This window comes from Carnobacterium divergens DSM 20623, assembly GCF_000744255.1.
Classification (GTDB): domain Bacteria; phylum Bacillota; class Bacilli; order Lactobacillales; family Carnobacteriaceae; genus Carnobacterium; species Carnobacterium divergens.
This window is the reverse complement of the sequence record NZ_JQLO01000001.1, coordinates 1,144,772-1,168,136: the sequence shown is the minus strand read 5'-3', so window position 1 is coordinate 1,168,136 and position 23,365 is coordinate 1,144,772. Positions and strand designations below refer to the sequence as shown.

26 protein-coding genes are annotated in these 23,365 nt (G+C 35.3%); 17 read left to right on the top strand and 9 right to left on the bottom strand.

The features are described from left to right. The first annotated feature begins 43 nt into the window (after positions 1-43). From hemA to BR52_RS05685, 3 genes are read left to right on the top strand one after another with little or no spacing between them, the layout of a single operon-like run. Positions 44-1,429: a glutamyl-tRNA reductase gene (gene hemA, locus BR52_RS05695; RefSeq protein WP_034570167.1), complete on the top strand. Its 1,386-nt coding sequence runs from the start codon at positions 44-46 to the stop codon at positions 1,427-1,429. Next, on the top strand, positions 1,426-2,721 hold the full coding sequence (hemL, locus tag BR52_RS05690; RefSeq protein WP_034570165.1) for a glutamate-1-semialdehyde 2,1-aminomutase: 1,296 nt from the start codon (positions 1,426-1,428) through the stop codon (positions 2,719-2,721). Before hemA ends, hemL begins: the two co-directional genes overlap by 4 nt. A 24-nt stretch (positions 2,722-2,745) precedes the next feature. Beyond that, the gene (locus tag BR52_RS05685) at positions 2,746-3,066 is read left to right on the top strand and encodes a nucleoside triphosphate pyrophosphohydrolase family protein (protein WP_034570164.1); all 321 of its coding nucleotides are present in this window, start codon (positions 2,746-2,748) and stop codon (positions 3,064-3,066) included. Between the two features lie 52 nt (positions 3,067-3,118). Here BR52_RS05685 and BR52_RS13135 read toward each other — a convergent pair whose 3' ends face one another. Further along, positions 3,119-3,253 (bottom strand): SPJ_0845 family protein, encoded by a 135-nt coding sequence (locus tag BR52_RS13135; RefSeq protein ID WP_252850148.1) that lies wholly within the window; start codon positions 3,251-3,253, stop codon positions 3,119-3,121. 157 nt (positions 3,254-3,410) lie between these two features. Here BR52_RS13135 and BR52_RS05680 point away from each other — a divergent pair, with 157 nt between their 5' ends. From BR52_RS05680 to BR52_RS05665, 4 genes are all read left to right on the top strand, one after another. Next, entirely contained in the window at positions 3,411-3,851 is a 441-nt protein-coding gene (locus tag BR52_RS05680) for a CopY/TcrY family copper transport repressor (RefSeq protein ID WP_034570161.1), read from the top strand. Between the two features lie 20 nt (positions 3,852-3,871). Beyond that, positions 3,872-4,087, top strand: coding sequence for a cation transporter (locus BR52_RS05675; RefSeq protein WP_034570159.1), 216 nt, complete (start codon positions 3,872-3,874; stop codon positions 4,085-4,087). A 191-nt stretch (positions 4,088-4,278) separates the two neighbouring features. Continuing rightward, a complete protein-coding gene (locus BR52_RS05670) occupies positions 4,279-5,754 on the top strand; it encodes an ABC transporter substrate-binding protein/permease (RefSeq protein ID WP_034570156.1) in 1,476 nt (491 codons plus the stop codon). Next, positions 5,747-6,472 carry an amino acid ABC transporter ATP-binding protein gene (locus BR52_RS05665; RefSeq protein ID WP_034570153.1) on the top strand — a complete coding sequence of 242 codons (726 nt, stop codon included), beginning with the start codon at positions 5,747-5,749 and terminating at the stop codon, positions 6,470-6,472. Before BR52_RS05670 ends, BR52_RS05665 begins: the two co-directional genes overlap by 8 nt. A 48-nt stretch (positions 6,473-6,520) precedes the next feature. On the opposite strand, the gene BR52_RS05660 is transcribed toward BR52_RS05665, so the two are convergent. The 3 genes from BR52_RS05660 to BR52_RS05650 form a co-directional block, all read right to left on the bottom strand. Then, positions 6,521-7,408, bottom strand: a complete 888-nt coding sequence (locus BR52_RS05660; protein ID WP_034573548.1) for a cation diffusion facilitator family transporter — start codon at positions 7,406-7,408, stop codon at positions 6,521-6,523. A gap of 253 nt (positions 7,409-7,661) precedes the next feature. Continuing rightward, a complete protein-coding gene (locus BR52_RS05655; protein ID WP_034570151.1) occupies positions 7,662-8,780 on the bottom strand; it encodes an aminotransferase in 1,119 nt (372 codons plus the stop codon). Between the two features lie 79 nt (positions 8,781-8,859). Beyond that, positions 8,860-9,186 (bottom strand): hypothetical protein, encoded by a 327-nt coding sequence (locus BR52_RS05650; RefSeq protein WP_034570149.1) that lies wholly within the window; start codon positions 9,184-9,186, stop codon positions 8,860-8,862. 147 nt (positions 9,187-9,333) lie between these two features. Here BR52_RS05650 and BR52_RS05645 point away from each other — a divergent pair, with 147 nt between their 5' ends. Both BR52_RS05645 and BR52_RS05640 read left to right on the top strand, forming a co-directional pair. Beyond that, complete coding sequence (locus BR52_RS05645) at positions 9,334-10,221, top strand: ABC transporter ATP-binding protein (protein WP_034570147.1); 888 nt, start codon at positions 9,334-9,336, stop codon at positions 10,219-10,221. Next, the gene (locus tag BR52_RS05640) at positions 10,218-11,033 is read left to right on the top strand and encodes a DUF2705 family protein (RefSeq protein WP_034570144.1); all 816 of its coding nucleotides are present in this window, start codon (positions 10,218-10,220) and stop codon (positions 11,031-11,033) included. The genes BR52_RS05645 and BR52_RS05640 overlap by 4 nt, the downstream gene beginning before the upstream one ends. 40 nt (positions 11,034-11,073) lie before the next feature. Here the strand turns inward: BR52_RS05640 and BR52_RS05635 are convergent, their stop codons facing one another. From BR52_RS05635 to BR52_RS05620, 4 genes are all read right to left on the bottom strand, one after another. After that, a complete protein-coding gene (locus tag BR52_RS05635) occupies positions 11,074-12,960 on the bottom strand; it encodes a PTS fructose transporter subunit IIABC (protein WP_034570142.1) in 1,887 nt (628 codons plus the stop codon). A 23-nt stretch (positions 12,961-12,983) separates the two neighbouring features. Beyond that, positions 12,984-13,898, bottom strand: coding sequence for a 1-phosphofructokinase (gene pfkB / locus BR52_RS05630; RefSeq protein WP_034570139.1), 915 nt, complete (start codon positions 13,896-13,898; stop codon positions 12,984-12,986). Continuing rightward, positions 13,895-14,647, bottom strand: a complete 753-nt coding sequence (locus BR52_RS05625; protein WP_034570136.1) for a DeoR/GlpR family DNA-binding transcription regulator — start codon at positions 14,645-14,647, stop codon at positions 13,895-13,897. Before BR52_RS05625 ends, pfkB begins: the two co-directional genes overlap by 4 nt. Before the next feature lie 137 nt (positions 14,648-14,784). Next, positions 14,785-15,297, bottom strand: coding sequence for an Rrf2 family transcriptional regulator (locus tag BR52_RS05620; RefSeq protein WP_034570134.1), 513 nt, complete (start codon positions 15,295-15,297; stop codon positions 14,785-14,787). Between the two features lie 171 nt (positions 15,298-15,468). Here BR52_RS05620 and BR52_RS05615 point away from each other — a divergent pair, with 171 nt between their 5' ends. The 5 genes from BR52_RS05615 to BR52_RS05595 are packed head-to-tail and all read left to right on the top strand — an operon-like array spanning position 15,469 to position 18,886. Beyond that, a complete protein-coding gene (locus BR52_RS05615; protein WP_034570131.1) occupies positions 15,469-15,867 on the top strand; it encodes a GntR family transcriptional regulator in 399 nt (132 codons plus the stop codon). Beyond that, positions 15,848-16,978 (top strand): DUF1648 domain-containing protein, encoded by a 1,131-nt coding sequence (locus BR52_RS05610; protein ID WP_081890703.1) that lies wholly within the window; start codon positions 15,848-15,850, stop codon positions 16,976-16,978. Before BR52_RS05615 ends, BR52_RS05610 begins: the two co-directional genes overlap by 20 nt. A 26-nt stretch (positions 16,979-17,004) precedes the next feature. Further along, positions 17,005-17,199, top strand: coding sequence for a PLDc N-terminal domain-containing protein (locus tag BR52_RS05605; protein WP_034570127.1), 195 nt, complete (start codon positions 17,005-17,007; stop codon positions 17,197-17,199). Then, entirely contained in the window at positions 17,196-18,125 is a 930-nt protein-coding gene (locus BR52_RS05600; protein WP_034570126.1) for an ABC transporter ATP-binding protein, read from the top strand. The genes BR52_RS05605 and BR52_RS05600 overlap by 4 nt, the downstream gene beginning before the upstream one ends. After that, positions 18,122-18,886, top strand: coding sequence for a hypothetical protein (locus BR52_RS05595; RefSeq protein ID WP_051915644.1), 765 nt, complete (start codon positions 18,122-18,124; stop codon positions 18,884-18,886). Before BR52_RS05600 ends, BR52_RS05595 begins: the two co-directional genes overlap by 4 nt. Positions 18,887-18,955: 69 nt before the next feature. Here the strand turns inward: BR52_RS05595 and BR52_RS05590 are convergent, their stop codons facing one another. Next, positions 18,956-19,735 (bottom strand): peptidylprolyl isomerase, encoded by a 780-nt coding sequence (locus tag BR52_RS05590; RefSeq protein ID WP_034570124.1) that lies wholly within the window; start codon positions 19,733-19,735, stop codon positions 18,956-18,958. Between the two features lie 329 nt (positions 19,736-20,064). Here BR52_RS05590 and BR52_RS05585 point away from each other — a divergent pair, with 329 nt between their 5' ends. The 3 genes from BR52_RS05585 to BR52_RS05575 all read left to right on the top strand — a co-directional run bounded on the left by BR52_RS05585 (position 20,065) and on the right by BR52_RS05575 (position 23,290). After that, positions 20,065-21,156, top strand: coding sequence for a DUF871 domain-containing protein (locus BR52_RS05585; protein ID WP_034570122.1), 1,092 nt, complete (start codon positions 20,065-20,067; stop codon positions 21,154-21,156). 320 nt (positions 21,157-21,476) lie between these two features. Beyond that, positions 21,477-22,790 (top strand): GTPase ObgE, encoded by a 1,314-nt coding sequence (obgE, locus tag BR52_RS05580; protein ID WP_034570120.1) that lies wholly within the window; start codon positions 21,477-21,479, stop codon positions 22,788-22,790. Between the two features lie 71 nt (positions 22,791-22,861). Then, positions 22,862-23,290 (top strand): GNAT family N-acetyltransferase, encoded by a 429-nt coding sequence (locus BR52_RS05575; RefSeq protein WP_034570118.1) that lies wholly within the window; start codon positions 22,862-22,864, stop codon positions 23,288-23,290. The last annotated feature ends 75 nt before the right edge of the window (positions 23,291-23,365 follow it).

The window sequence follows — 23,365 nt, the reverse complement described above, 5'->3', positions numbered from 1 at the left end:
TAGACTACATGATTTAAGTTAGTATAAAAAAGGACGGATTTAGTTGAAAATACTATTATACGGTGTTAGCCACCAGACGACGCCGATTGAGATAAGAGAGCGATACACAATCGAAGAAGCAGATGTTCCTCACCATTTATCAAAAATAAAAGAGTTTACTGGAGTCGAAGAAGCTGTTATTTTAACGACCTGTAATCGTACTGAATACTATTTGTACATTGATCAGACCGAATTTATGCATGGCGAAATGTTGCGGTATATTGGAGAGCATACAGGGTTTGACGTTTCAGATGTCATCTCAACAAGTTATGGAAAATCCAATAGTGACGTAGCGACTCATCTTTTTTCAGTAGCAACTGGTTTGGACTCTTTAATGGTGGGAGAAACACAAATTTTAAGCCAAGTAAAAGGGGCATTAAAAATCGCACAAGATGCTCATACTGCAGGTCCTATCTTGAGTTCGTTATTTAATAAAGCTGTTTCCTTTTCTAAAAAAGCCCATACAGAAACCTTACTGGATCAACTATCTTTCAATCCAAGTACCGCTGCAGTTAAGTTTTTTAAAGAAGAATGGACAACAATAGAAGAAAAACGATTTTTATTAGTTGGGGCTGGAAAAATGATTCGATTAGCAGCGAAATCATTGATTCAACATGGTGCTACTCACATCACCATCCTAAATCGCCATGATGACAAGGCAGAAGCACTGGCCGATGAATTAAACGAGTGGGTCCAATCCATGAAACATCCCCACCAGTTGAAGCGTTATTTTTATTCAGGAAATTACGCCAATTTAGCAATGGCGCTAGCAAGTACGGATGGTGTAATTGTTGCAACTAAGTCTTCTGAATATATCATTCACTCATTAGTGATTCAACAAATGCAACAGATTCGTCGAGGAAAAAAAGAGCTAACATTAGTTGATTTAGCCGTACCACGTAACGTTGATCCAGAAATTCAATTAGTAGAAGGAATTCATGTTTATGATATGGATCAAATAGGAACGAAGATTGATGATTTTAAAATTGAGCGAGAAAAAATCATAAAAAATATTCATTTCCAATTAGATGAAGCCGTGCTTCGCTTTAATAGCTGGTACCAAGAAAGACGTGCTGTTCCTTATATGTATCAATTACGGACTAAAACAATTGAATTAAGAGAACGTACGATGAAAAGTTTGCATCAAAAATTACCTGATTTGAATGAACGAGAATTACGAATGATTGACAAGCATTTTCAAAGTGTGATGAATCAATTATCTAAAGCGCCTATTCAGTCGATGAAAGAGCTAGCCAAAACCAACCCCAACATTGATGCGAATGATGGATTAGAAAGCTTTGTGCGAAGTTTGGGACTGTTAAAAGAAGAGGAAAAAATTGTTGTACCAGTTGAAGGCGTAAAAATCATGGAAAGTGAGGGAGACTTATGAGAAAAACAGAACTTTCAGAAAAGGCTTTTAAAGAAGCAGTTAACTTAATGCCAGGAGGGGTAAACAGCCCGGTTCGTGCGTTTAAATCAGTTGATGTTCCCCCAATTTTTATGAAAAAAGGGCAAGGAAGTCATATCGTTGATATTGATGGAAATGAGTACATTGATTATGTTTTATCATGGGGGCCACTTATTTTAGGACATGCAGAACCTCGTGTTGTGGAGGCTATTCAACAGGCAGCCGTTTCTGGTACAAGTTTTGGCACACCCACTTTAATGGAAAATAAGTTAGCCGAGTTAGTAATTGAACGCGTCCCTTCAATTGAAATGGTACGGTTTGTCAATTCAGGAACCGAAGCGACCATGAGTGCCTTACGACTTGCTAGAGGATACACAAAACGGGATAAAATTTTAAAGTTAGAAGGCAGTTACCATGGTCATGACGATGCGTTATTAGTAAAAGTAGGATCAGGTGTTGCAACTTTAGGGTTACCAGATTCACCAGGTGTCCCTAAAAAGACAACAGAAAATACATTGGTCGCACCCTACAATGATTTAAATGCAGTGATTGAAATTTTTAACCAATACGCTGGCGAAATTGCAGCCGTAATTGTTGAACCGGTAGCTGGAAATATGGGTGTTATTCCACCAGTAAAAGGCTTTTTAGAAGGTCTACGAGCAGTGACTCAACAAGATGGCGCCTTATTAATTTTTGATGAAGTTATGTCAGGTTTTCGTGTCGGTTACCATAGCGCGCAAGGATATTATAACGTTATTCCAGATTTAACTTGTCTTGGAAAAGTAATTGGTGGAGGCGTCCCTGTTGGTGCATATGGAGGGAAGCGAGAAATTATGGAAATGATGGCGCCAAGTGGTAGTGTGTATCAAGCAGGCACGTTATCAGGTAATCCAATCGCAATGGCTGCAGGTTTTGCCACACTCTCTAACTTAACAAAAGAAGCCTATCTTCATTTTGAATCGTTAGGGGATACATTAGAAAAAGGGATTCGTTCTTTAAGTAAATCACATAATATTCCGATTACTGTTAATCGGGCAGGAAGTATGATTGGAATGTTCTTTAATGAAGGTCCAGTGACAAACTACCAACAAAGTAAAGCGAGTGATACGGTCTTTTTCTCTAATTATTACCGAGAAATGGCAAATCGTGGTATTTTTTTACCGCCATCTCAATTCGAAGGCATCTTTTTATCAACAGCGCATTCTTTAGCAGATATTGAACAAACATTAGATGCAATGGAGTCCAGTTTTCAAGCGTTAAAAAATGAAGCATAAGAGTGCTTAAAAGGAGATAATTCAATGGATTTTAATGATTACCAAAAGCTTGCAAATCGTACATTATATGGAAACGAACAAGTTTTAACAAATTGTGCCTTAGGTTTAGCAGGGGAAACAGGGGAATTAATTGACTCGATTAAAAAATACACCTTTCACGGTCATGATTTAAATAAAGAAGAGCTGGTAAAAGAAATGGGAGATGTTTTGTGGTATCTTTCTCAAATAGCTGAATGGGCCGATATTCCTTTTGAAGAGGTTGCCAAACAAAATATTGAAAAATTGCAACGTCGATATCCAGATGGTTTTTCAAAAGAGGCTAGTTTAAATCGCGAAGAATCCTAATTCACTACAAAAAAAGAAGTCCAGTTAACTGGGCTTCTTTTTATTCTATCTATTACTCTTCTTTTTTATCTTTGTCGTCTTTTTCTTTTTCGTCATCATCTTCTTCACGTTTTTTTTCTTTAGGTTCAACGGCAAATTTGCTGAATAAATCATCTAAACTTGTTTCTGTTTTATGTGTAAGTCCCATAGAAAAGACCTCCTTTACTAAACTTCGTATCTTTATTTTAGCGGATTTACATAAAAAAATCCAGTTATCCGGATAAATTCAATTGACAACTAACGATTACAGTCGTAAACTAGATGTAGATATTGATTACAATTGTAAATGGAATGGAGGGATTAGGGTGAAGCAAGTAGAGCAACCAAAAATCAGCGATGCTGAATGGGAAGTAATGCGTGTGGCATGGTCAAAAAAAGAAGTCAACAGCCAAGAAATTGTCGCCGTTTTAAAAGATAAAATGGATTGGAAACCAGCAACAATCAAAACGCTGATAGGAAGATTGGTGAAAAAAGGATTGCTGTTAACGAAAGCAGAAGGAAATCGTTATATTTATTTTCCAAGTGTCAGTGAAGCAGATAGCATGATTAGTGCAACAGAGAATTTGTTTGCGCATGTTTGTAGCAAAAAAATAGGGAGCACAATTGGAACGCTTATTTCAGAAGCAACCTTAACATTCGACGATATCGCACTGCTAGAAGCGCTAATTCAAAAAAAGAAAGCAGAAGGTGTGGAATCAATTGAATGCAATTGCATTCCAGGTCAATGCGAGTGTCAAGAACATTAAATGAAAAGAGGAATAGCATTATGGCAAAAACGATTTTAAAAATAAAGGGCATGTCCTGTGAGCATTGCGTAAAAACCGTTACAGATTGTTTATCTGAACAAGATGGTGTTGAAAAAGTAAAAGTTCATTTAAAAAAAGGCGAAGCTAAAGTAATTTTTGATCACTTATTGCAAACTTCTGAAAAATTAAGTGACATTGTTACTTTAGCAGGTTATGAGTCAAGTGTCCTTAAATAAAAAGAGCAGACAAATGGTTTGCTCTTTTTTTATGCAATTTTAAATGTATGAAAACGTTAATTGTGTATATAAATAATAAAAAAAGACGAAATAACGAATTTTTATTGTATAAAAATTCGTTTTCTGTTACACTTTAAAACAAGTTACTAAATGAAAAAAGATAGATAAAAAAGGATAAGAGGAGAAACGCGATGATTAAAAAGAAATTAATTCCAATAATATTTTTACTGACAATGCTTACTAGCACGTTACTTATCAGTTCAACTGCACAAGCAGAAGATACCTCGTTAACCGATATCAAAGAAAAAGGAACATTGGTGATCGGAACAAGTGCAGATTACCCTCCCTACGAATTTCATGCAAAATTAGATGGAAAAGATCAAATAGTAGGCATGGATATTCAAATTGCAGATAAAATTGCCAAAGATTTAGGCGTTAAACTTGAAATTCGTGATTTAAACTATGATGGATTGCTTTCAGCTTTAGAAGCTGGCAAAGCGGATATGATTATTGCGGGGATGAACCCAACTGACGAAAGACGTCAAAGCGTTGATTTTTCGGATATTTACTATCAAGGTGGTCAATTTATTATTATTCGTAAAGAGGATAAGGATAAATTCAAACAAAGAAGTGATTTTGAAGGGACTAAATTAGGCGTTCAAAAAGGCACGATGCAAGAAGATGTAACCAAAAATCAAATTAAAAACGTTAAAGTAACAGGTTTAGCTAAGATCCCTAACTTGATCTTAGATTTAAAAACAAAAAAAATTGATGGAATTGTTTTAGAAGAACCAAGTGCGTTAGCATATGTTTCAAATGATGATAGTTTAGCTTATATCGACGGGAAATTTGATCTTGAGGAAAATCAACAGGGTTCAGCAATTGCCTTTAAAAAAGGTTCAACCAGTTTAGTAAATGCTGTAAATGGGTCGATTTCTGAAATCAAAGAACAGGATAAAATTCCTTCATACATTAAAATAGCTGGAAAACAACTTGTTGAAGGACAGGGTGGAAACGAAGACGGTGGGAAAAAATCTATTTTTTCTTTTTGGGAATATTTTGCCAAAGGAACAGGTTATACGGTTTTTATTGCCTTTATTAGTGTGATTTTAGGAATTATCATTGGTGCTTCATTAGCTTTAATGAGACTATCGCAAAATAAATTGATTCGCATTATTGCAACAGCATATGTCGAATTTGTTCGGGGTACCCCGATGATGATTCAAGTGATGTTTATCTACTTTGCTTTAGGAGTCATTGTAAATATACCCGCATTATTAGCAGGAATTATTGCAGTTTCATTAAACAGCGGCGCTTATATTTGTGAAATTATTCGTTCGGGTTTAAACTCTGTTTCAAAAGGCCAAATGGAAGCAGCAAGAAGTTTAGGATTAGGCAAAAGAGACGCGATGCGTTACATTATTTTCCCGCAAGCATTGAAAAATATTTGGCCTGCGTTAGGCAATGAATTTATTACAGTAATTAAGGAAAGTTCAATTGTATCCATTATTGGCGTTGGCGATTTGATTTATCAAACCAACGTTGTAACGGCTGTAACATACCGTGCTGTAGCACCATTAGCGATTACAATGGTGATTTACTTTATTTTAACTTATAGTTTAACTAAATTGCTAAACTACTATGAAGGGAAGATGAATCATGATTAATGTTCAGCACTTAAAAAAAACATACGGCGAGAATGTCGTTTTAAAAGATATCAATGAAGAAATAAACAAAGGAGAGGTAGTCGTGATTATTGGACCATCGGGTTCCGGTAAAAGCACATTTCTACGCTGTTTGAATCTCTTAGAAGAACCAACTGCAGGTGATATTATTTTTGAAGAAACAACGATTACAAAGGTAGACCAAAAAAAATTAAACCAATTACGAGAAAAAATGGGAATGGTTTTTCAAAATTTCAATTTATTTCCACATATGACGGTTCTTGAAAATTTAAAAATTGCTCCAATGAAAGTCAAAGGATTATCTGAAAAAGAAGCGACAGATAAAGGGTTAGATTTATTAAAAAAAGTTGGCTTAGAAGATAAAGCAGCTGTTTATCCGGCTAGTTTATCAGGAGGACAACAACAACGGGTTGCGATTGCTCGTGCTCTAGCGATGGATCCAGATGTAATGCTCTTTGATGAACCAACGTCTGCGCTTGACCCTGAGATGGTAGGGGAAGTATTAAAGGTAATGAAGGACCTAGCTGAATCAGGGATGACGATGGTGGTCGTGACCCATGAAATGGGCTTTGCCAAAGAAGTCGCGGATCGTGTTTTATTTATGGACGGTGGCTATATCGTAGAGGATGGAACGCCGATAGAATTATTTGAAAATCCTCAAACAGAACGTGCACAAGATTTTTTAGCAAAAGTATTATAAAAAAATGGCTTAGTATCGGTTTAATCCAATACTAAGCCATTTTTAATTTTATTCAGGTAGGATAATATCACTGGGTTCAACGTGAACTTTTGTATCAAAAACATTGAAATTTTCTAATAACATTTCTTCAACTTCTTCTGTAATTTCATGACTGTGTTTAACCGTCATTTCAGGAGCAGTCCAAATGACCACATCCACAAAAGTATTTGCACCATAATTTCGTGCTTTAATTGTTCGAACACTCTCAACACCATTGATTGAAAGAACCGCTTGTTTGTATTCCTCTAGTTTCTCTTCATTAAATCCGTCAGATAAAGAAAAAGCACTTTCTCGAAAAATCTCAATTGCTGTTTTTAAAATCAAAAGAGCAACAATGACAGCAGTTAAGCCATCTAACCAAGGCATTCCAAAAGCCGAACCAAAAATTGCAATCGCCGCTCCGATACTCGTCCAAGCATCGCTTAAATTATCTTTAGCAGCAGCCATCAACGCACCACTTTTTATTTTTTTAGCTAAATTTCGATTGTAAATGTAAACAGCAACCATAACAAATGTGCTGGCAATCGCAGTATAACCAGCAATGGGATCAGGAGCAACACTTTCGCCTTCGATTAACTTCGTAATAGCAGAATACAGCACTTCAAGCCCCACTGCTAACATAATAAAGGAAGTAACCATACTTGCAACAGTTTCAGCTTTCCAATGACCATAAGGGTGGTCATCATCAGCTGGGCGACGAGCAAGTCGAAGTCCAATTAAAACAGCAATTGAAGCAATGATATCTGTCGTATTATTTAAACCATCTGCTCGTAACGCAGCAGAACCGGCTAAGTTTCCAATAAATAATTTAGCAACTGAAAGAGCTAAATAAGCTACAATACTAACGATTGCCCCACGTTCCGCAATCTTTAATTCTTGATAACGTTCCTCCATCATAAGTCCCATTTTATCCACTCCCAATTTTTACAACAATAGAAATAGTTTACTCAATTTTAGAAGTAAAATCAAACAAATTCAATCAAATTGGCTTAAAAAATTATCTGAATTTCATAGTTAAATCAGTGCTAAAACAAGAATCAAGGATGCCTAAAAATTAAGTCTAGAAATATCGATTTTGGTTTCAGCTGAGCTTAGAGTAAAATAAAGAACCTACTAAGTAAAAAAGACTTAGTAGGCTACATAATCAATATCAATCAAAGTTTTTTAAAAATAATGACAACTCTCTTAAGCCAGCAACTAAAGTATCTGTTGGTGCGCAAAAACCTAAACGCGCATGAAGAGGTGTTTCAAAACGATTGCCGGGAACAAGTAAGACCCCTTTTTCTTTCAATAAACGCAAACAAAATTCTTCTACATCGATTGGGATATCTAGTTTTATAAATGAGGTTGAAACGGATTTAGGTAAAATAAGAGATACACGAGGTTCTTTTTGAACCCAATCGTTTAAAATAGCCAAATTTGTTGCAACAATAGTTCGATTGCGTTCTAAAATCAACGCTTTATTTTTCAAGGCATGAACTGCTAAAGCATCGTCAAGAACTCCAGCACAAATCATCGTATAATCTCGGTATTTTCTAAACAAAGCAGCAATTTCATTTGATGAAGCTGTCCATCCAACTCTTAGACCGGGTAAAGAATATGTTTTTGATAAACTGTTAGTAGAAATCCCTTTTTCATATAAATCAACAATAGAAGGAATTTTTTGAGCAGGATCCAAGGATTGATACACCTCATCAACGAGAATGTACGCGTCGACTTTCCTAGCTAAGGCTACAATTTCTTTTAAAAGAGATTCATCTAATAAGGTTCCAGTTGGATTGTTCGCATTGTTTAGACAAATAAGCTTTGTGTTTGGTTGGATAAGTTCTTTTAATTCTTCTATTCTTGGCAACCATTGATTTGATTCATAGATGGACCAATAGTCAACAGTGGCACCTAATGATTTTGGGATATCGTATAATTGTTGGTAGCTTGGGTGTAGTGCAATTACATGGTCACCAGCTTCAACCAGTGCATACAAAGCTAATAGATTAGCCCCAGTAGCACCATTTGTTTGAAGAACAGCTTCGGGTGATACGGTGGTATATAGCTGACTAACTTCTTTTTTAAAGTCAGGGGACCCTTCAATCCACCCATAATTTAACGTTGTTTTTGACTGTTCTTGGAAAAAAGTTTCGATTGTAGATCCATCAAGACCAATTAATTCTTCTAAGGTAAGCGAGGCGATGGAACTTCCCGCAATATCATAAACCGCTTCTTTTTCCCACTCATTTAACCATTCTTCTACACCAAAAGGCGCAATATTCATTTTATTCCCTCACTTCTAAAGGTTTATTCTCCCTTATTAGTTTAACTGAAAAAAAACATTAAAGGTAGTACAATTAGGCTTAATTGTTAAAAAAAATTGGCAATTCAATATAGTTTCCATAATAAGCAAAAGTAGCTGTTTGAATGAAGGCAGCAATAGTTTTAATATTCAAAGAAGCATTTTCTTTGATTTGATAGTGGTGGTTTTGATAGCTAAACAAAATTTTTAAACCTTCTTTATTTTTTTTAAAAGAAAGATTGTTAAATTCGTTAACGGGTATAGAAGTGAGCGTGGGTTGATTTAGTAAAAAATGTCTTTCAAAAATCAATTGATTTTCTTTAAAGGTAACCTTAACATAGTGATATTCTAAGCCTAATAAATCAGTTACGGAGATGATGCCATACATAAAAATCATCCTTTCACAGTTTGATAGAATTAGTATAATTTATGAAACGCGTATCAGGTCAAGCGTTAAAATTAGGTTCATTAAAGTTGACAATTCATTAGTTGAAAGAGTACGCTACATTTGATTAAAGAAAAAGGGGGAATCACTATGAAAGCGATTGAAGCACTGGGATTAACCAAAATGTATCATAAAAAAGCAGCAGTTGATCACATTGACTTAATTGTTGAAGAAGGGGAGATTTATGGTTTTATTGGCCCCAATGGAGCGGGGAAGTCGACAACAATTAAAACGCTATTGAACTTTATTTATCCAACAAGTGGTTCAGCTTCAATCTTAGGATTGGATTGCGTCAAAGAGTCACAATCCATTAAGAAACAAGTGAGTTATGTATCCAGTGACGTCCGCTTTTACCCAGCAATGAATGCCATGCAAATTATGAAATATGTCGCTGATTTTCACAATCTGAAAAATGCTAAACCCATTATTAACCATTATTTTGATTATTTTGAAATTGATCCAAAGAAAAAGTTAGGAGAGATGTCTCTTGGAAATAAAAAGAAAGTGGCGGTTGTTTCAGGATTAATCGCCAATCCTCGAATGATGATTTTGGATGAACCAACAAATGGTCTTGATCCCTTAATGCAGCATCGTTTATTTGAGGTACTAAAAGAAAAAAATCAAAAAGGAATGACCCTTTTTTTATCTAGTCATGATTTAACTGAAGTACAGCGTTATTGTTCGAAGGCTGCATTTATTAAAGAGGGGAAAATCATATCGATTGAAGACATTACAGCTGATCGAATAGCTGGAAAAGTGGTGGAGTTAGTTGGGAATAATTTGCCAAAAGAAAAATTCATTGCAATTGGAGCGAAGTTAATCCAGCAGTCTGATAGACAGTTGAAATTCTTTTACAACGGCGACATGCAAATACTTTTGCCATTATTGATAAATTCTGAAATTAAAGATGTTTTAATTAAAAATCAAGAACTGGAAGATAAATTTATGACAATGTACGAAAAGGGGGCATTGCAATGACCTTAATTAAAATTGAATGGCGTAATGGAATAAAGAGCTTAATCTTATGGTCAGCTGCGGTGATGGTGATTTTAGGACTATTTATGGCAGTCTTTCCAACTATGCAAAGTTCTGGGATGAAGGATATTGTCAATACGAAGTTAGACGCGATGCCTAGTGAACTTTTGAAGATGTTTAATTTACAAGGTGGAACAAGTTTATTAGAAGTGACAGGTTACTTTGCCTATGTTTTCCAATATCTCTTTTTGGCAGCAGGAATATATGCAGTTCTATTAGGGGCAACTGCGTTAGTCAAAGAAGAAACAGATGGCACGATTGATTTTTTATACGCACAACCTCTCTCGAGAAGAGACATCGTTTTTTATAAGCAAATTGCAAATACGTTGTTGTTGGCATTATTTTGGCTGCTTACCTGGCTTTTTTCATTTGGAATCATTTATGTTTTTAAAGAAAAAGGATCCAATTGGTCAACGATTTTTTCACAAATCAATCGCGTTTTTTTAAATGAAGGCCTAGTGTTGCTTCTTTTATTAGCAATTGGTTTCTGTTTTTTACCAATCTTAAAGTCTAGTAAACAAACAACTGGAGTGGCTTTAGGATTTGTTTTTGGTACCTATATCTTAGGGGTTCTTTCTGAAATTAATAGCAAAGTAGAGTGGCTGAAGGATGTATCGCCACTTCACTATGCCGTCCCCTCAACAACTTTAAATGAAAATATGAAGGGCATTCATCTGCTCATTTGTGTGATAGGGATTATTGCATTTAGTGGTTTAAGTTATTTCTTTTATGAAAAAAAAGATTTTAAAGGATAAAAAAAGAGCCAACAAGATTAAATTCTTGTTGGCCCTTTTTTTATTTTTCGATAACAGGTTTTCTCCAAACCCCTAAAATCATTGCTGAAATGACAGTTCCTATTGCAAGAGCGAATAAGAAGAGTAGGGCATGATTTGCTAAGGTGATGACGAAAATACCACCATGGGGAGCAGGAATGCTAATACCCCAGAATTGCGTTAATCCACCGGCAATCACAGCGCCGACAACAGAAGAACCAATGACACGTAATGGATCTGCAGCAGCAAATGGAATCGCACCTTCTGTGATAAAGGATAACCCTAAAATATAATTGGTTAAACCAGATTTTCTTTCATCTGCAGTAAATTTATTTTTGAAAATAGTTGAAGCAAGAGCGATTGCAAGAGGAGGAACCATCCCACCAGCCATAACAGCCGCCATTAATTTTCCATCTCCTGTATCAGTGAAGACACCGATTGAGAAGGTATAGGCAGCTTTGTTAAAGGGACCACCCATATCAAATGCCATCATACCACCAAGTAAAGCACCAAGTAAAACAGCGTTACCAGTACCTAAATTTTCTAAGAAATCAAGCATTGCTTTGTTAATTGAACCAAAAATTGGGTCAATAATAAAGTACATTACGATTCCGATTAAAAGTAAACCAATCACTGGATAAAGTAAAATGGGTTTAATTCCTTCAAGCGTTTTAGGCAATTTACTGAATAATTTTTTCAAACCAACAATAATATAACCTGCGATAAAACCAGCTGCTAAACCGCCTAGGAAACCAGCGCCACTATTGACTGCCATTAAACCACCGACCATACCAGGCATTAATCCAGGTCGATCCCCAATACTCATAGCAATAAATCCGGCTAAGATTGGAATCAAGAAGTTAAAAGCATTTCCACCAATTGAATTTAAGAATAAGAAAGCTTCACTTTTATCGCCCATTGTATTTTCAACTAAGAAGGAGATGGCCATTAGAATTCCGCCACCAACCACGAATGGCAACATGTGAGAAACACCATTCATTAAGTCTTTATAGATTTTGCTCCAAACCGAACCTGATTTTTCATTTTCTGAAGCATCAGATTTTTCACCACTTGCATGGAAAATTGGCGCTTCGCTGTGTATGGCTTTCGTAATCAATTCTTCTGTTTTACGAATTCCATCGCTAACAGGACGCTCCAATACATGCTTGCCATCAAAACGATTCATTTCGACATTTTTATCCGCAGCGACAATAACGCCACTTGCACGTGCGATTTCTTCATCAGTTAAGCGATTTTTAACGCCTTCAGAGCCATTAGTTTCAACGCGAATGTCAACACCCATTTCAGCTGCCTTTTTCTTTAATGCGTCTTCTGCCATATAAGTGTGAGCAATTCCTGTAGGACAAGCAGTTACTGCTACGACGAAAGGCTTGTCACTTTGAACAGGCGCTTCATTACGTGCAGCTTCTTCTTTAGCTTCAGCATCTTCATGTTCTTTTTCAGCAGCAGCAAAGAGTTGTTGAACTTCCTCTGGAGTGGTTGCTTGTTTTAAAGAAGCGACAAAATCAGGATTAATTAATAAACGTGAAAGACCAGCAAGTGCTTGTAAGTGAGTATCATTTGCGCCTTCAGGAGCAGCGATCATAAAGAATAGGAAAGCCGGTTGTCCGTCTAGTGAGGCATAGTCAACTCCGGTAGTACTTTTTGCAAAAAGTACCGTTGCTTCATTTACGGCTTTATTTTTTGCGTGTGGCATAGCGATGCCATCTCCAAGACCAGTGGACGTTTGCGCTTCACGCTTCATAATGCCTTCTTTAAAGACTACAGGATCATTAATTCGCCCATGTTCGCTTAAACTTTGGATCATTTCATCAATTGCAGCTTCTTTTGTGGTTGCTTTTAAATCCATAATCATGACATCTTTGACTAATAAGTCGTTGATTTTCATACTATTTCCTCCATTTTTATGTTTTATTTTGTTTGTTTAACGTGAACATCATCAACTAAAGCAAGAATTGCTTCTTTGGTTGCTAAGTCATCTGAAAACGCCGTTGCACTTCCAGTAGCAACACCCATTTGGAAAGCTAAAAGAGGGTCTTTTGTTGCTTGGTAGGTTCCGATGAAGCCTGCAATCATGGAGTCACCAGCACCAACTGAATTTTTAACCGTTCCAACAGGGACATTACTTGTGTAAATGTGATCACCAGTAAAGAAAAGAGCACCATCACCAGCCATTGAAATTAACGCATGTTTTGCGCCCATGTCTAATAATTTTTGTCCGTAAGGCAACATAGCTTCGATTGAATCAAAGGAAACATCGAATAAATCGGCTAATTCATGATGATTTGGTTTGACTAGTAGTGGACGATGCTTAAGTGCATCCATTAAATCAGAACCAGTCGTGTCAATAACAAATTCGGCGCCTGATTTAGTAATCAAATCAATCATTGTTTGATAATAATAATGAGGCAAACTTGGTGGTTTGCTTCCTGATAAAATAACAACATCATCAGATGTTAAAGCCTGCAATTTTGTTAATAATTCTTCTGCTTCTGAAGTTGTGATTGCTGGACCTAAACCATTTACTTCAGTTTCTGAAACGGATTTTAATTTAATATTAATACGAGTATCATCATTTACATTTGTAAAATCAGTCATAACGCCTTCTTTGTTTAACCATTCGCTAATAAAATTTCCTGTAAAACCGCCTAAAAATCCTAGCGTCGTAGAAGGATAGTCTAACTGTTTTAAAACACGACTAACATTGATGCCTTTTCCACCGGGTAATTTTAAATCACTGTCCATTCGGTTCAGTTCACCTAACTGAATATTTTTTAAGTGAACGATGTAATCGATGGATGGATTAAGTGTTACTGTATAAATCATATTCTCACCTCTAAAATAGTTGTTTTTTCAAAATAAGTTGGGTATTTCTGCTGATCCAGTTTTTGCGTCACGATAGTTGCTTGATCAATCTCAGCAACCTTTGTAAAATTGACTTTATCAAATTTGGTTTCATCAAGTAATACATAAATATCAAACCCTTTTTTTAATGCTGCTGCTTTCAACGCAGCTTCCTCTGGATCAGGAGTAGTAAAGCCAAAATCTGGATGAACTCCATTCATTCCTAAGAATGTTTTACTAAATTGATAGCGTTCAATTTCTGCTAAGCTTGTTGAACCGACAATCGCTTTAGTGGAGTTTTTTAGATTTCCGCCAATTAGAATGGTGTTGATTTTATGATCGGCAAGAAGGGAGGCATGTTGAACACCATTTGTAACAACAGTAATTCCTTTTTGTGTTAAAAAGGGAATCATGGCTAAAGTAGTGGAACCAGCATCAATGTAGATGGTGTCTTTTTCTTTGACAAGACTCGCCGCTAATTGAGCAATTAAATTTTTCTCTTGAACGTTTTTGAACGTTTTTTCGTTCATGTCTTGTTCTTCATCTAAATGAAAATTTCGTTTAGCGCCACCGTGGATACGAATGAGTTCTCCAGTTTCTTCTAATAACGCTAAGTCACGTCGAATCGTTGACTCCGAACAGCTTAGTTCAGTCATTAAATCTTGAGATTTGATGACGCCATGATCAACTAAGCGCTTTAAAATTAGGGCATGTCTTTCTTCTGTTAACATTGTATCCCTCCTTCAAAAGTAGTTTAACATCAAAAACGGTCAAAATCAATCATTAAATGTCAACGTTTTCTTTTTTTTAGTAAGAATCAAAAAAAACAACGTAATGGACTTCATTACATTGTTTTTTAAGTGTTGTGTTATTTTGATTTCAATATTTTTTTAAATAAACGTTCGTGAGGTTGGCTTAAATCATTCCAGTTCAGAATTGGTGTTGCTTCACGACCGAGAGTTTGGAATAATAAATCGGCCACCGTCTGTTTTGCTAAATACTCTTTCCATAACGTATCTGCTTGATGAAAAACAGCACTTAAAACTTGATCGCCTTGATGAGCTTCAACTTGCATATCCTGAAAGACAACATCGATTAGTCCAGAATTTGGATACGTATTAATTTGGCCTTCAACGGCTTCAATAATTTCTAAAATTGAAATCTCGTTTGGAGGATTCACTAAAGTGAATCCACCGTTATTGCCTGAAACAGAAGTGACAAGCTGATGAACCACCAATTTTCGCATTAATTTTTTGATGTATGTTGGCGATCCATTTAACCGATGATTGATTACAGTTGAAGTGACTGGGATTTGATTATTTTGTGTAGCCAATAATGTAATAATACAGATGGCTTGTTCGAGGCTTTTGGTTAATTTCATCTATTTTCGCTTCTTTCTATGATATATTTCGTATGCTTCACTCGCTAAATTTCCTTACTTTTTAGTATACCATAAGCAATTTAAAAGGCGAGAATGTTTTTTTGTTATAGTTGACATATAACGATTATTGTTATAGTATGTGTATAACGAATTGGAGAGGGGGAGGGTAAAATGTATTTAAGAATTCAGCCAACAAGTGAAATTCCAATTTATACACAGCTGATTTATCAAATTAAAAAAGGGATCATAAAAAAAGAGCTGATGCCAGGTGAGTCGCTGCCAAGTGTTAGAAGTTTAGCAAGTGACATAGGTATTAATCTTCATACGGTAAACAAAGCATACAAATTACTTGTAGAAGAAGGAGTTCTAGTTCAACAAAAGAAGGGCTTTATGGTGAATCCTTCCGTCAATTTAATGATGAAGGAAGACCAATTCAAAGCATTTCGAGAAAAATTAGAAGAATTAATAATTGATGCCAGGATTTTTAATGTATCTGATGAAGTGCTAATGGATTTGAAAACAGAAATAATGAAAATATTGAAAGAGAGTGATGAAGATGATGTTGTTTAGTTGTTTTATGGCAGGGTTATTGGTTTTAATTGGAGTGATTAATGGATTGACGCCTTTTTATGGAAGAAAAACGAGTCAATTTGGTATCTCGTTACCAAATGGTTTTCAAAACAGTGGGAAAATTAGAACACTAAAATTCCGATTTTTAAGTTTAAATATTGTGGCGGTAGTCATTTTAGCACTACCATTTCTATGGTTAGGAAATTCTGCTTCAAGTGAAACGATGGCCAAATGGAGCGCTGTTTATTTAATGCTAAGTATGCTTATTTATTTTTTAATCAGCGGATTTCTTTTTTTAAGGATTCGTGGCCAAATAAAAGAATATAAAAAAAGAATCCCAAAAACAGCAGAAGTTGAGGAAGAAATTGTAGTGGATACGACTTATCGTAACCAACGTTTAGTTATTCCTGGTTCAGTTATTTTAATTACAAATCTTTTCCTAATTATCATTACCGTAGGAATCACATTTGCAAATTTTGATAAAATTCCAGCCATTATTACGACCCATTGGACGATTGGAAATGTAGCCGATGGCTTTGCTGAAAAATCGGTTAAAAGTTTATTGGCGTTGCCTGCGCTCCAAGTTATTTTAATGTTAGTGATGTATCTTAGTAATTACTCCTTCCAAAAAGCAAAACAACAAATTGACGCGAGTAAAGTGAGTGTTTCAATTAACCAAAATCGAGCTTTTCGGTTTGCCTGGTCGGTATATATGTTGCTAGTGTCAATAATGATTCAATGTTTCATAATGTTGGTTCAATTTATCAGTATTTTTGATTTGATGGATACAATGAATTTTCAAATCATCATGATTGGATTTGTTGGGATTTTAATTGGTGGCAGTCTTTTCTTAACTGTAAAATATGGACAAGGAGGAGAGCGATACCGTAAATTGGAGCCCTCACAATCTGAAAATCAAGTTGTTTCTAACTATGATGATGACAGTCATTGGAAATTGGGTATTTTTTATTTTAATCCAAATGATTCAGCGATTTGGGTTGAAAAACGATTTGGTATTGGAACAAGTATGAATTTTGCAAGATGGCAGGCATGGGGGATGATGGTTGGAGTGATCGTGCTTCCAATTGCCGTGATTTTTCTATTTTCATAATTTGTTAGTCTAAGGGGGAGAAAAAAATGGGAGATAATTGGATACTATTTGTACCACTTATTGTAATCGAATTAGGGGTGACAGTGACTGCTCTTATTCATGTACTGACCCATGATCGATATCGTTTTGGAAATAAAGGGATTTGGCTAACGATCGTTTTGTTATTTCAGTTGATTGGATCAATTGTATATTTTGTTCTTGGAAAGGAGGATAATGAATGACTATTTTAAAAATTGAACAGTTATCAAAAAAATTAGGGAACAAACAAGTTCTTAACAAAGTATCTTTTGAAGTACCAGAAAATACAATTTTGGGCTTTATTGGAGAAAATGGGGCTGGGAAAACAACGACGATGAAATTGATTTTAGGTCTCTTAAAAGTAGATTCTGGCAAAATTTTTGTTTGTGGTGAACCAGTTTGTTATGGACAAAATGACACAAATCGTTTAATTGGATATCTACCAGATGTACCGGAGTTTTATGGTTATATGACTAGTTATGAGTATTTAATGTTTTGCGGTAGGATTTCAGGTTTAACAAATCAAGACTGTCAAAGAAAAGTGGCTGAATTGCTAACTTTAGTCGGATTAAAAAAAAATCAGACAAAAATCAATGGTTTTTCGCGAGGAATGAAGCAACGATTAGGAGTTGCTCAAGCATTAATCAATGAGCCTAAACTTTTAATTTGTGATGAACCAACATCTGCACTTGATCCAATCGGTAGAAAGGATATTCTTGAGCTTTTTATAAAAATAAAAAGCCACACATCTGTTGTTTTTTCCACGCATATTTTATCTGATGTAGATTCGATTTGTGATCAAGTTATTCTTCTTCGTGATGGTGAAATTCAATTTTCAAGTGAAATTACTGAATTTAAAAAACAAACAGCACCAAAGCCTATTCGTATTACCTTTAGTAAAATAGAAGATTTAAAGGAAGTAAAAAGAAAGATGATGCAGTTTGATAATAGTTATAAATTAGATATTGAACATTTAAATCTCACAATTGAAAGCTCTAAAAATCAAGAGTTACTTCAATATTTATTTAGTGTGTTCTTAGAGACAACAATTTTCCCATTAAAAATAGAAGAAAAAAGTCAAACTTTAGATCAATTGTTTAAAAAACAAGTTAAAGAAGGTGTATCATGAATTACTACAATGCGTTTATACGAAAAGAATTTTTAGAACTTCTTCGTACGAAGAAGTGGTTAATTATTTTTATAGTATTCTTTTTTATTGGATGTCTGAGTCCTCTAATGGCAAAGATGACTCCTCAGCTTTTGGAGTCTTTTTATCCAAATAACTTGTCTTTAAGATTACCCGTTTCAAAAGCGATTGATTCTTGGCGAGAATTTTTTAAAAATGTTCCACAATTAGGCTTATCAGTGATGGTAATTGTTTTTTGTGGAACAGTTTCTAATGAAGTTTTAAAAAAGACATTAGTTAACTTTTTAACAAAAGGCTTACCACGCCAAAGTGTGATTTTAGCTAAAATATCGATGCTAATTTTAATTTGGACACTGTCTTTGGTGGGAAGTTTTAGCGTAAACTATGTATATACTATCTCCTTATGGAAGGGAGAAGCTGTTTTGACAGTTGGAGCAGCATTATTTTTACTTTGGCTGTTTGGAGTAGTTTTGCTTGGAGTAGTTATTTTAGGAAGTACCATAATGTCATCGGCTTACGGGGGATTATTGTTTGTGGGAGGATTTATTGGGGTATGTTTAATTATGAATATACTACCAAATCAACGTTATTTTAATTTTTTAGCGTTAATCTCAAATAGCTCGGCATTACTTGAGGGGACGCAGGTAGTTTCAGATTATGCCTTTTTAATTGGACTGTCTGTTGTGCACAGTGTTTGTTCCATTGTTTTTTCGATTATATTTTTCAATAAGAAGAGTATTTAATAATAAAAAGAACCCGCCAAACTTCCAAATAATTTATTTGGGTTTGGCGGGTTTCTTTAACTACTAAAATTAGTTTGCCTCTTTAATAACATTGATTTGTTGAACAGTTACTTCTTCATTTGGTTTATCATTTGCTCCAACAGGAAGCGCAGCAATTTTATCAACAATGTCCATTCCCTCAATTACTTGACCAAAAACAGTATATTGACCATCTAGGAACGGCGTACCACCTTTTTTGTAGGCTTCTACTATTTTTTCTGGCATATCGTCAGCGCTGACTTGGCTGCTTTGATCTTGGTCGTTTTGAACAATGTAAAATTGACTTCCAATTGAAATTGGGTCATTCGTTTTAGCCATCGCTAAAGCGCCACGAATATGGTAAAGTTCAGGAGTTTTTTCAACACCAAAAGGTTTGCCCCAAATACTTTCTCCACCAGTTCCATTGCCTTGCGGATCGCCCCCTTGAATCATAAATTCATTGATGACACGGTGGAAAGGAGTACCGTTGTAATAACCGTCTTTACTGTGTTTTACAAAGTTTTCTACGGCTTTTGGTGCTAGTTCTGGGAATAATTTCACTTTAATTGAACCCATTGAAGTCACGATTTCTAACTCTGTTTCATTCTCCGCTACTACATTTGAAAGTTGAGGAAGTGTTAATTTTGAAAAATCAACTTTTTCTTCTTTACTTTCACTGGTCTCAGCACTATCAGAAGTTAATGAGCTTTCATCGTTTGTTGAGGCTGTTTCATCTTTATTTTGATCGCTCATATATTTTATGCCAAAGACAATCATAACAAGAGCAACAATTAACAAAATCACGCCTAAAATTAATTTTTTGTTTTTCATTTTGGTTAAAAACACATCCTTTGATTATTTTTAGAACAACCTCTATTTTACATTAGTTTGTATGATTTGGAAATAGCTGGTCGTTTTTTTCATTTTTTTGTTTTTGGTAAAAAAAAGATTAGGTCTATACCAATTTTTTCAAAGCGAAACAATTCAGTTTAAGCACTTCTTGTAGTGGCTATCATACCAATTGAAAAGCGCTATCATAAAAGCAAAAACTTTTAAAAAGCCGCTAGATGAAAGTGTTCTCTTTTGCTATACTAAAAGAGTAAATGAATGAGGGTGGTTTTAAAAAATCATCTATTTGAAGTATGGAGGGTCTCAATCATATGGGAAAATTAGGAGTTTCAATCTATCCAGAACGTTCAACTTTTGAACAAGATAAAAAATATTTAGATTTAGCACATCAGTATGGCTACAAACGCGTTTTTACAAGTTTATTAGAAGTCGATGGTGATGGCGATGCCGTTTTAAATGGCTTTAAAAAAGTGATAGCTTACGCAAACAGTTTGGATATGGAAGTTATGGTGGATATTAATCCTGCTCTTTTTGAACAATTAAAAATATCCTACGATGATTTATCGTTTTTCCATGAAATGGGAGCATACGGCATTCGTTTAGATCTAGGTTTTACTGGTCAAGAAGAAGCACGTATGACGCGTAATCCTTATGGCATCAAAATTGAAGTAAACATGAGCTCTGGAACCAATTATATTGAAAGCATTATGAGTTACTCGCCAAATCGAGAAAACTTATTAGGGTCCCATAATTTTTATCCACATCGTTATTCTGGTTTGGAATACAATCATTTTGTATTTTGTTCAAATCAATACCGAAACCACAATCTTAACACTGCAGCCTTTGTAAATTCTCATGAGGCTACTTTTGGTCCTTGGCCAACCCAAGACGGTCTTTGTACATTAGAAGATCATCGTGATTTAGAGATTGCTACACAAGTTAAACATTATGTATTAACTGATTTGATTGATGACATCATTATCGGAAATGCTTATGCTTCTGAAGCTGAATTAAAAGCAATGGCAGAAGCGTTCAATGCCCCTTATCCATCTGTTAAGGTTGATTTAGATGCGACCATCAGTGAAGTGGAACGTAAGGTGATTCTTGATGAACTTCATAGTTATCGAGGCGATCGTTCGGCATATATTTTACGTTCAACAATGACTCGTATCAAATATAAAGACGAAGCTTTTCCACCACATGATACACGTGATATGATTAAAGGAGACTTATTAGTTGATAATGTTGATTTTGGACAATATAAAGGTGAGTGTCAAATCGCTTTGAAAGAAATGAAAAATACTGGACGTGTGAACGTTGTAGGCCGAATTAGCGAGGATGAATTATTTTTATTAGACTTCTTGAAACCATGGTCAAACTTTAAATTAATCGAAAATAAATAACGGATAGCTCATTCATCAAAGCGATGAATGAGCTCTTTATATTTTTAAATGAACAAATGTTTTTATAAAAAAATGATAAATCTAAGGAATCTTTATAGACAAAGCTTCTATTCACAAGTACAATAGAACATGGACGAATGTGGGATATACTGAACAATATCTCATTTTTAGAGGATTCGTGATGATAAAATCGCATCTTAAATTACATCTTGGAACAAATGTAACACTTAGATTATTCACAAAAGTCCAATGATAAGCATGAATTTATATATAATTAGATGAAAATCTCACAAACTCATAAAATGAGGAGGAAATAAAAGATGTCAATGTTTTTAGATCAAGTGACAATTAGTGTTAAAGCAGGTGCAGGTGGAAATGGGATGGTTGCTTTCCGTCGCGAAAAATATGTACCAGATGGTGGACCAGCCGGTGGAGATGGCGGAAATGGTGGAAACATTATTTTTGTAGTCGATGAAGGTTTGAGAACGTTAATGGACTTCCGTTTTACACGTCGTTTTAAAGCGGAAGATGGCGAAAAAGGAATGAGCAAAGGAATGCACGGTCGTGGCGCTGGGGATACGTATATTAAAGTTCCACAAGGTACGACAGTGAAGGATATGGATTCTGGTTTAGTACTAGGTGACTTAGTTCTTGATGGTCAAGAATTAGTTGTGGCAAAAGGTGGACGTGGTGGACGTGGCAATATTCGTTTTGCTTCTGCTAGAAACCCTGCTCCAGAAATCGCTGAAAATGGTGAACCAGGACAAGAACGTCATATTGAGCTTGAATTAAAAGTATTAGCTGACGTTGGACTTGTTGGATTCCCATCTGTTGGAAAATCAACTATTTTATCAATCGTTTCAAAAGCGCGCCCAAAAATCGGTGCGTATCATTTTACAACATTAGTTCCTAACTTAGGAATGGTGCAAGCAGAAGATGGACGTAGCTTTGTTATGGCCGATTTACCAGGATTGATTGAAGGAGCTTCGCAAGGAATTGGTTTAGGAACACAATTCTTACGTCATATTGAACGTACTCGTGTCATTTTACATGTTATCGATATGAGCGGGAGCGAGGGACGTGATCCGTATGAAGATTACGTTGCCATCAATAAAGAATTAGAAACGTACAACTTACGTTTGATGGAACGCCCACAATTAATTGTAGCTAATAAAATGGACATGCCAGAATCTGAAGAAAACTTGAAGAAATTCAAGGAACAACTAAAAGCTCTTAAAAAAGATGAGTTTGAAGATGATATTCCTGTTTTCCCAATTTCAGCAATTAGTCATAAAGGAACAAACAACCTACTAAGTGCGACAGCAGATGTCCTTGAAGTAACGCCTGAGTTTCCACTTTATGAATTGGTGGATGAGGACGAAACGGTTATGTACAAACATACACCAGAAGAAAAAGGCTATGAAATTTCTCGTGATAGTGACGCAGCTTGGGTTCTTAGTGGCGAAAAACTTGAGAAATTATTCAAGATGACGAACTTTGAAACCGATGAAAGTGTCATGCGTTTTGCAAGACAATTACGTGCGATGGGAATCGATGAAGAAATGCGTGAAATGGGCGCCAAAGATGGCGATCTTGTCCGCATTATGAAATATGAATTTGAGTTTGTGGAATAAAATAGCATGCTAAAAGCTGAACTCTATGTAACTTATAGAGTTCAGCTTTTTATTTAGAAGGGGACTGAAAAATGGATTATAGAAAAGCCACAAAAGAAGATTATCCGTTGATTTTAAAAATATGGGAGCAATCTGTAATAGCGACCCATCCTTTTTTATCAATTAAAGATCGCGAAGCGATTAAATTAGAAATCCCAAATTATTTCCCACATTTAGCCATTCAAATTTGGTTTGTAAATCATGCAGTTGTTGGTTTTTCAGCGCTTCAAGAAGACTATTTAGAGATGCTTTTCTTAGATGGACATTCTATCGGTAAAGGCTATGGAAAACAAATTTTAAACCAACTAATTAAAGACTTTTCAATAAAAAAAGTAGACGTCAATGAACAGAATCACAATGCAAAAAAATTCTACTTAAAAAATGGGTTTATTCAAGTTGGCCGAGATGCTGTTGACAGTGAAGGTAGAGCTTATCCAATTCTCCATTTAAAGTTAGCTTAAATAGGGGAAGGGCAAGTGAACTAAAGACTTTAATTAATTTAATTTTTATTTAAGAACTCTGAAGTTACTGATAAA

What these genes read in the sequence shown, in the direction of transcription:
- BR52_RS05665 (WP_034570153.1), top strand. Translation starts at nt 5,747, where the DNA reads ATGATTAATGTTCAGCACTTAAAAAAAACATACGGCGAGAATGTCGTT.
- BR52_RS05590 (WP_034570124.1), bottom strand. Translation starts at nt 19,735, where the DNA reads ATGAAAAACAAAAAATTAATTTTAGGCGTGATTTTGTTAATTGTTGCT.
- BR52_RS05635 (WP_034570142.1), bottom strand. Translation starts at nt 12,960, where the DNA reads ATGAAAATCAACGACTTATTAGTCAAAGATGTCATGATTATGGATTTA.
- hemL (WP_034570165.1), top strand. Translation starts at nt 1,426, where the DNA reads ATGAGAAAAACAGAACTTTCAGAAAAGGCTTTTAAAGAAGCAGTTAAC.
- BR52_RS05650 (WP_034570149.1), bottom strand. Translation starts at nt 9,186, where the DNA reads ATGTATGGCATCATCTCCGTAACTGATTTATTAGGCTTAGAATATCAC.
- BR52_RS05670 (WP_034570156.1), top strand. Translation starts at nt 4,279, where the DNA reads ATGATTAAAAAGAAATTAATTCCAATAATATTTTTACTGACAATGCTT.
- BR52_RS05595 (WP_051915644.1), top strand. Translation starts at nt 18,122, where the DNA reads ATGAATTACTACAATGCGTTTATACGAAAAGAATTTTTAGAACTTCTT.
- BR52_RS05625 (WP_034570136.1), bottom strand. Translation starts at nt 14,647, where the DNA reads ATGTTAACAGAAGAAAGACATGCCCTAATTTTAAAGCGCTTAGTTGAT.
- BR52_RS05605 (WP_034570127.1), top strand. Translation starts at nt 17,005, where the DNA reads ATGGGAGATAATTGGATACTATTTGTACCACTTATTGTAATCGAATTA.
- BR52_RS05575 (WP_034570118.1), top strand. Translation starts at nt 22,862, where the DNA reads ATGGATTATAGAAAAGCCACAAAAGAAGATTATCCGTTGATTTTAAAA.
- BR52_RS05660 (WP_034573548.1), bottom strand. Translation starts at nt 7,408, where the DNA reads ATGATGGAGGAACGTTATCAAGAATTAAAGATTGCGGAACGTGGGGCA.
- BR52_RS05685 (WP_034570164.1), top strand. Translation starts at nt 2,746, where the DNA reads ATGGATTTTAATGATTACCAAAAGCTTGCAAATCGTACATTATATGGA.
- obgE (WP_034570120.1), top strand. Translation starts at nt 21,477, where the DNA reads ATGTCAATGTTTTTAGATCAAGTGACAATTAGTGTTAAAGCAGGTGCA.
- BR52_RS05585 (WP_034570122.1), top strand. Translation starts at nt 20,065, where the DNA reads ATGGGAAAATTAGGAGTTTCAATCTATCCAGAACGTTCAACTTTTGAA.
- BR52_RS05645 (WP_034570147.1), top strand. Translation starts at nt 9,334, where the DNA reads ATGAAAGCGATTGAAGCACTGGGATTAACCAAAATGTATCATAAAAAA.
- BR52_RS05620 (WP_034570134.1), bottom strand. Translation starts at nt 15,297, where the DNA reads ATGAAATTAACCAAAAGCCTCGAACAAGCCATCTGTATTATTACATTA.
- pfkB (WP_034570139.1), bottom strand. Translation starts at nt 13,898, where the DNA reads ATGATTTATACAGTAACACTTAATCCATCCATCGATTACATCGTTCAC.
- BR52_RS05675 (WP_034570159.1), top strand. Translation starts at nt 3,872, where the DNA reads ATGGCAAAAACGATTTTAAAAATAAAGGGCATGTCCTGTGAGCATTGC.
- BR52_RS05600 (WP_034570126.1), top strand. Translation starts at nt 17,196, where the DNA reads ATGACTATTTTAAAAATTGAACAGTTATCAAAAAAATTAGGGAACAAA.
- BR52_RS13135 (WP_252850148.1), bottom strand. Translation starts at nt 3,253, where the DNA reads ATGGGACTTACACATAAAACAGAAACAAGTTTAGATGATTTATTCAGC.
- BR52_RS05655 (WP_034570151.1), bottom strand. Translation starts at nt 8,780, where the DNA reads ATGAATATTGCGCCTTTTGGTGTAGAAGAATGGTTAAATGAGTGGGAA.
- BR52_RS05640 (WP_034570144.1), top strand. Translation starts at nt 10,218, where the DNA reads ATGACCTTAATTAAAATTGAATGGCGTAATGGAATAAAGAGCTTAATC.
- BR52_RS05610 (WP_081890703.1), top strand. Translation starts at nt 15,848, where the DNA reads ATGAAGATGATGTTGTTTAGTTGTTTTATGGCAGGGTTATTGGTTTTA.
- BR52_RS05615 (WP_034570131.1), top strand. Translation starts at nt 15,469, where the DNA reads ATGTATTTAAGAATTCAGCCAACAAGTGAAATTCCAATTTATACACAG.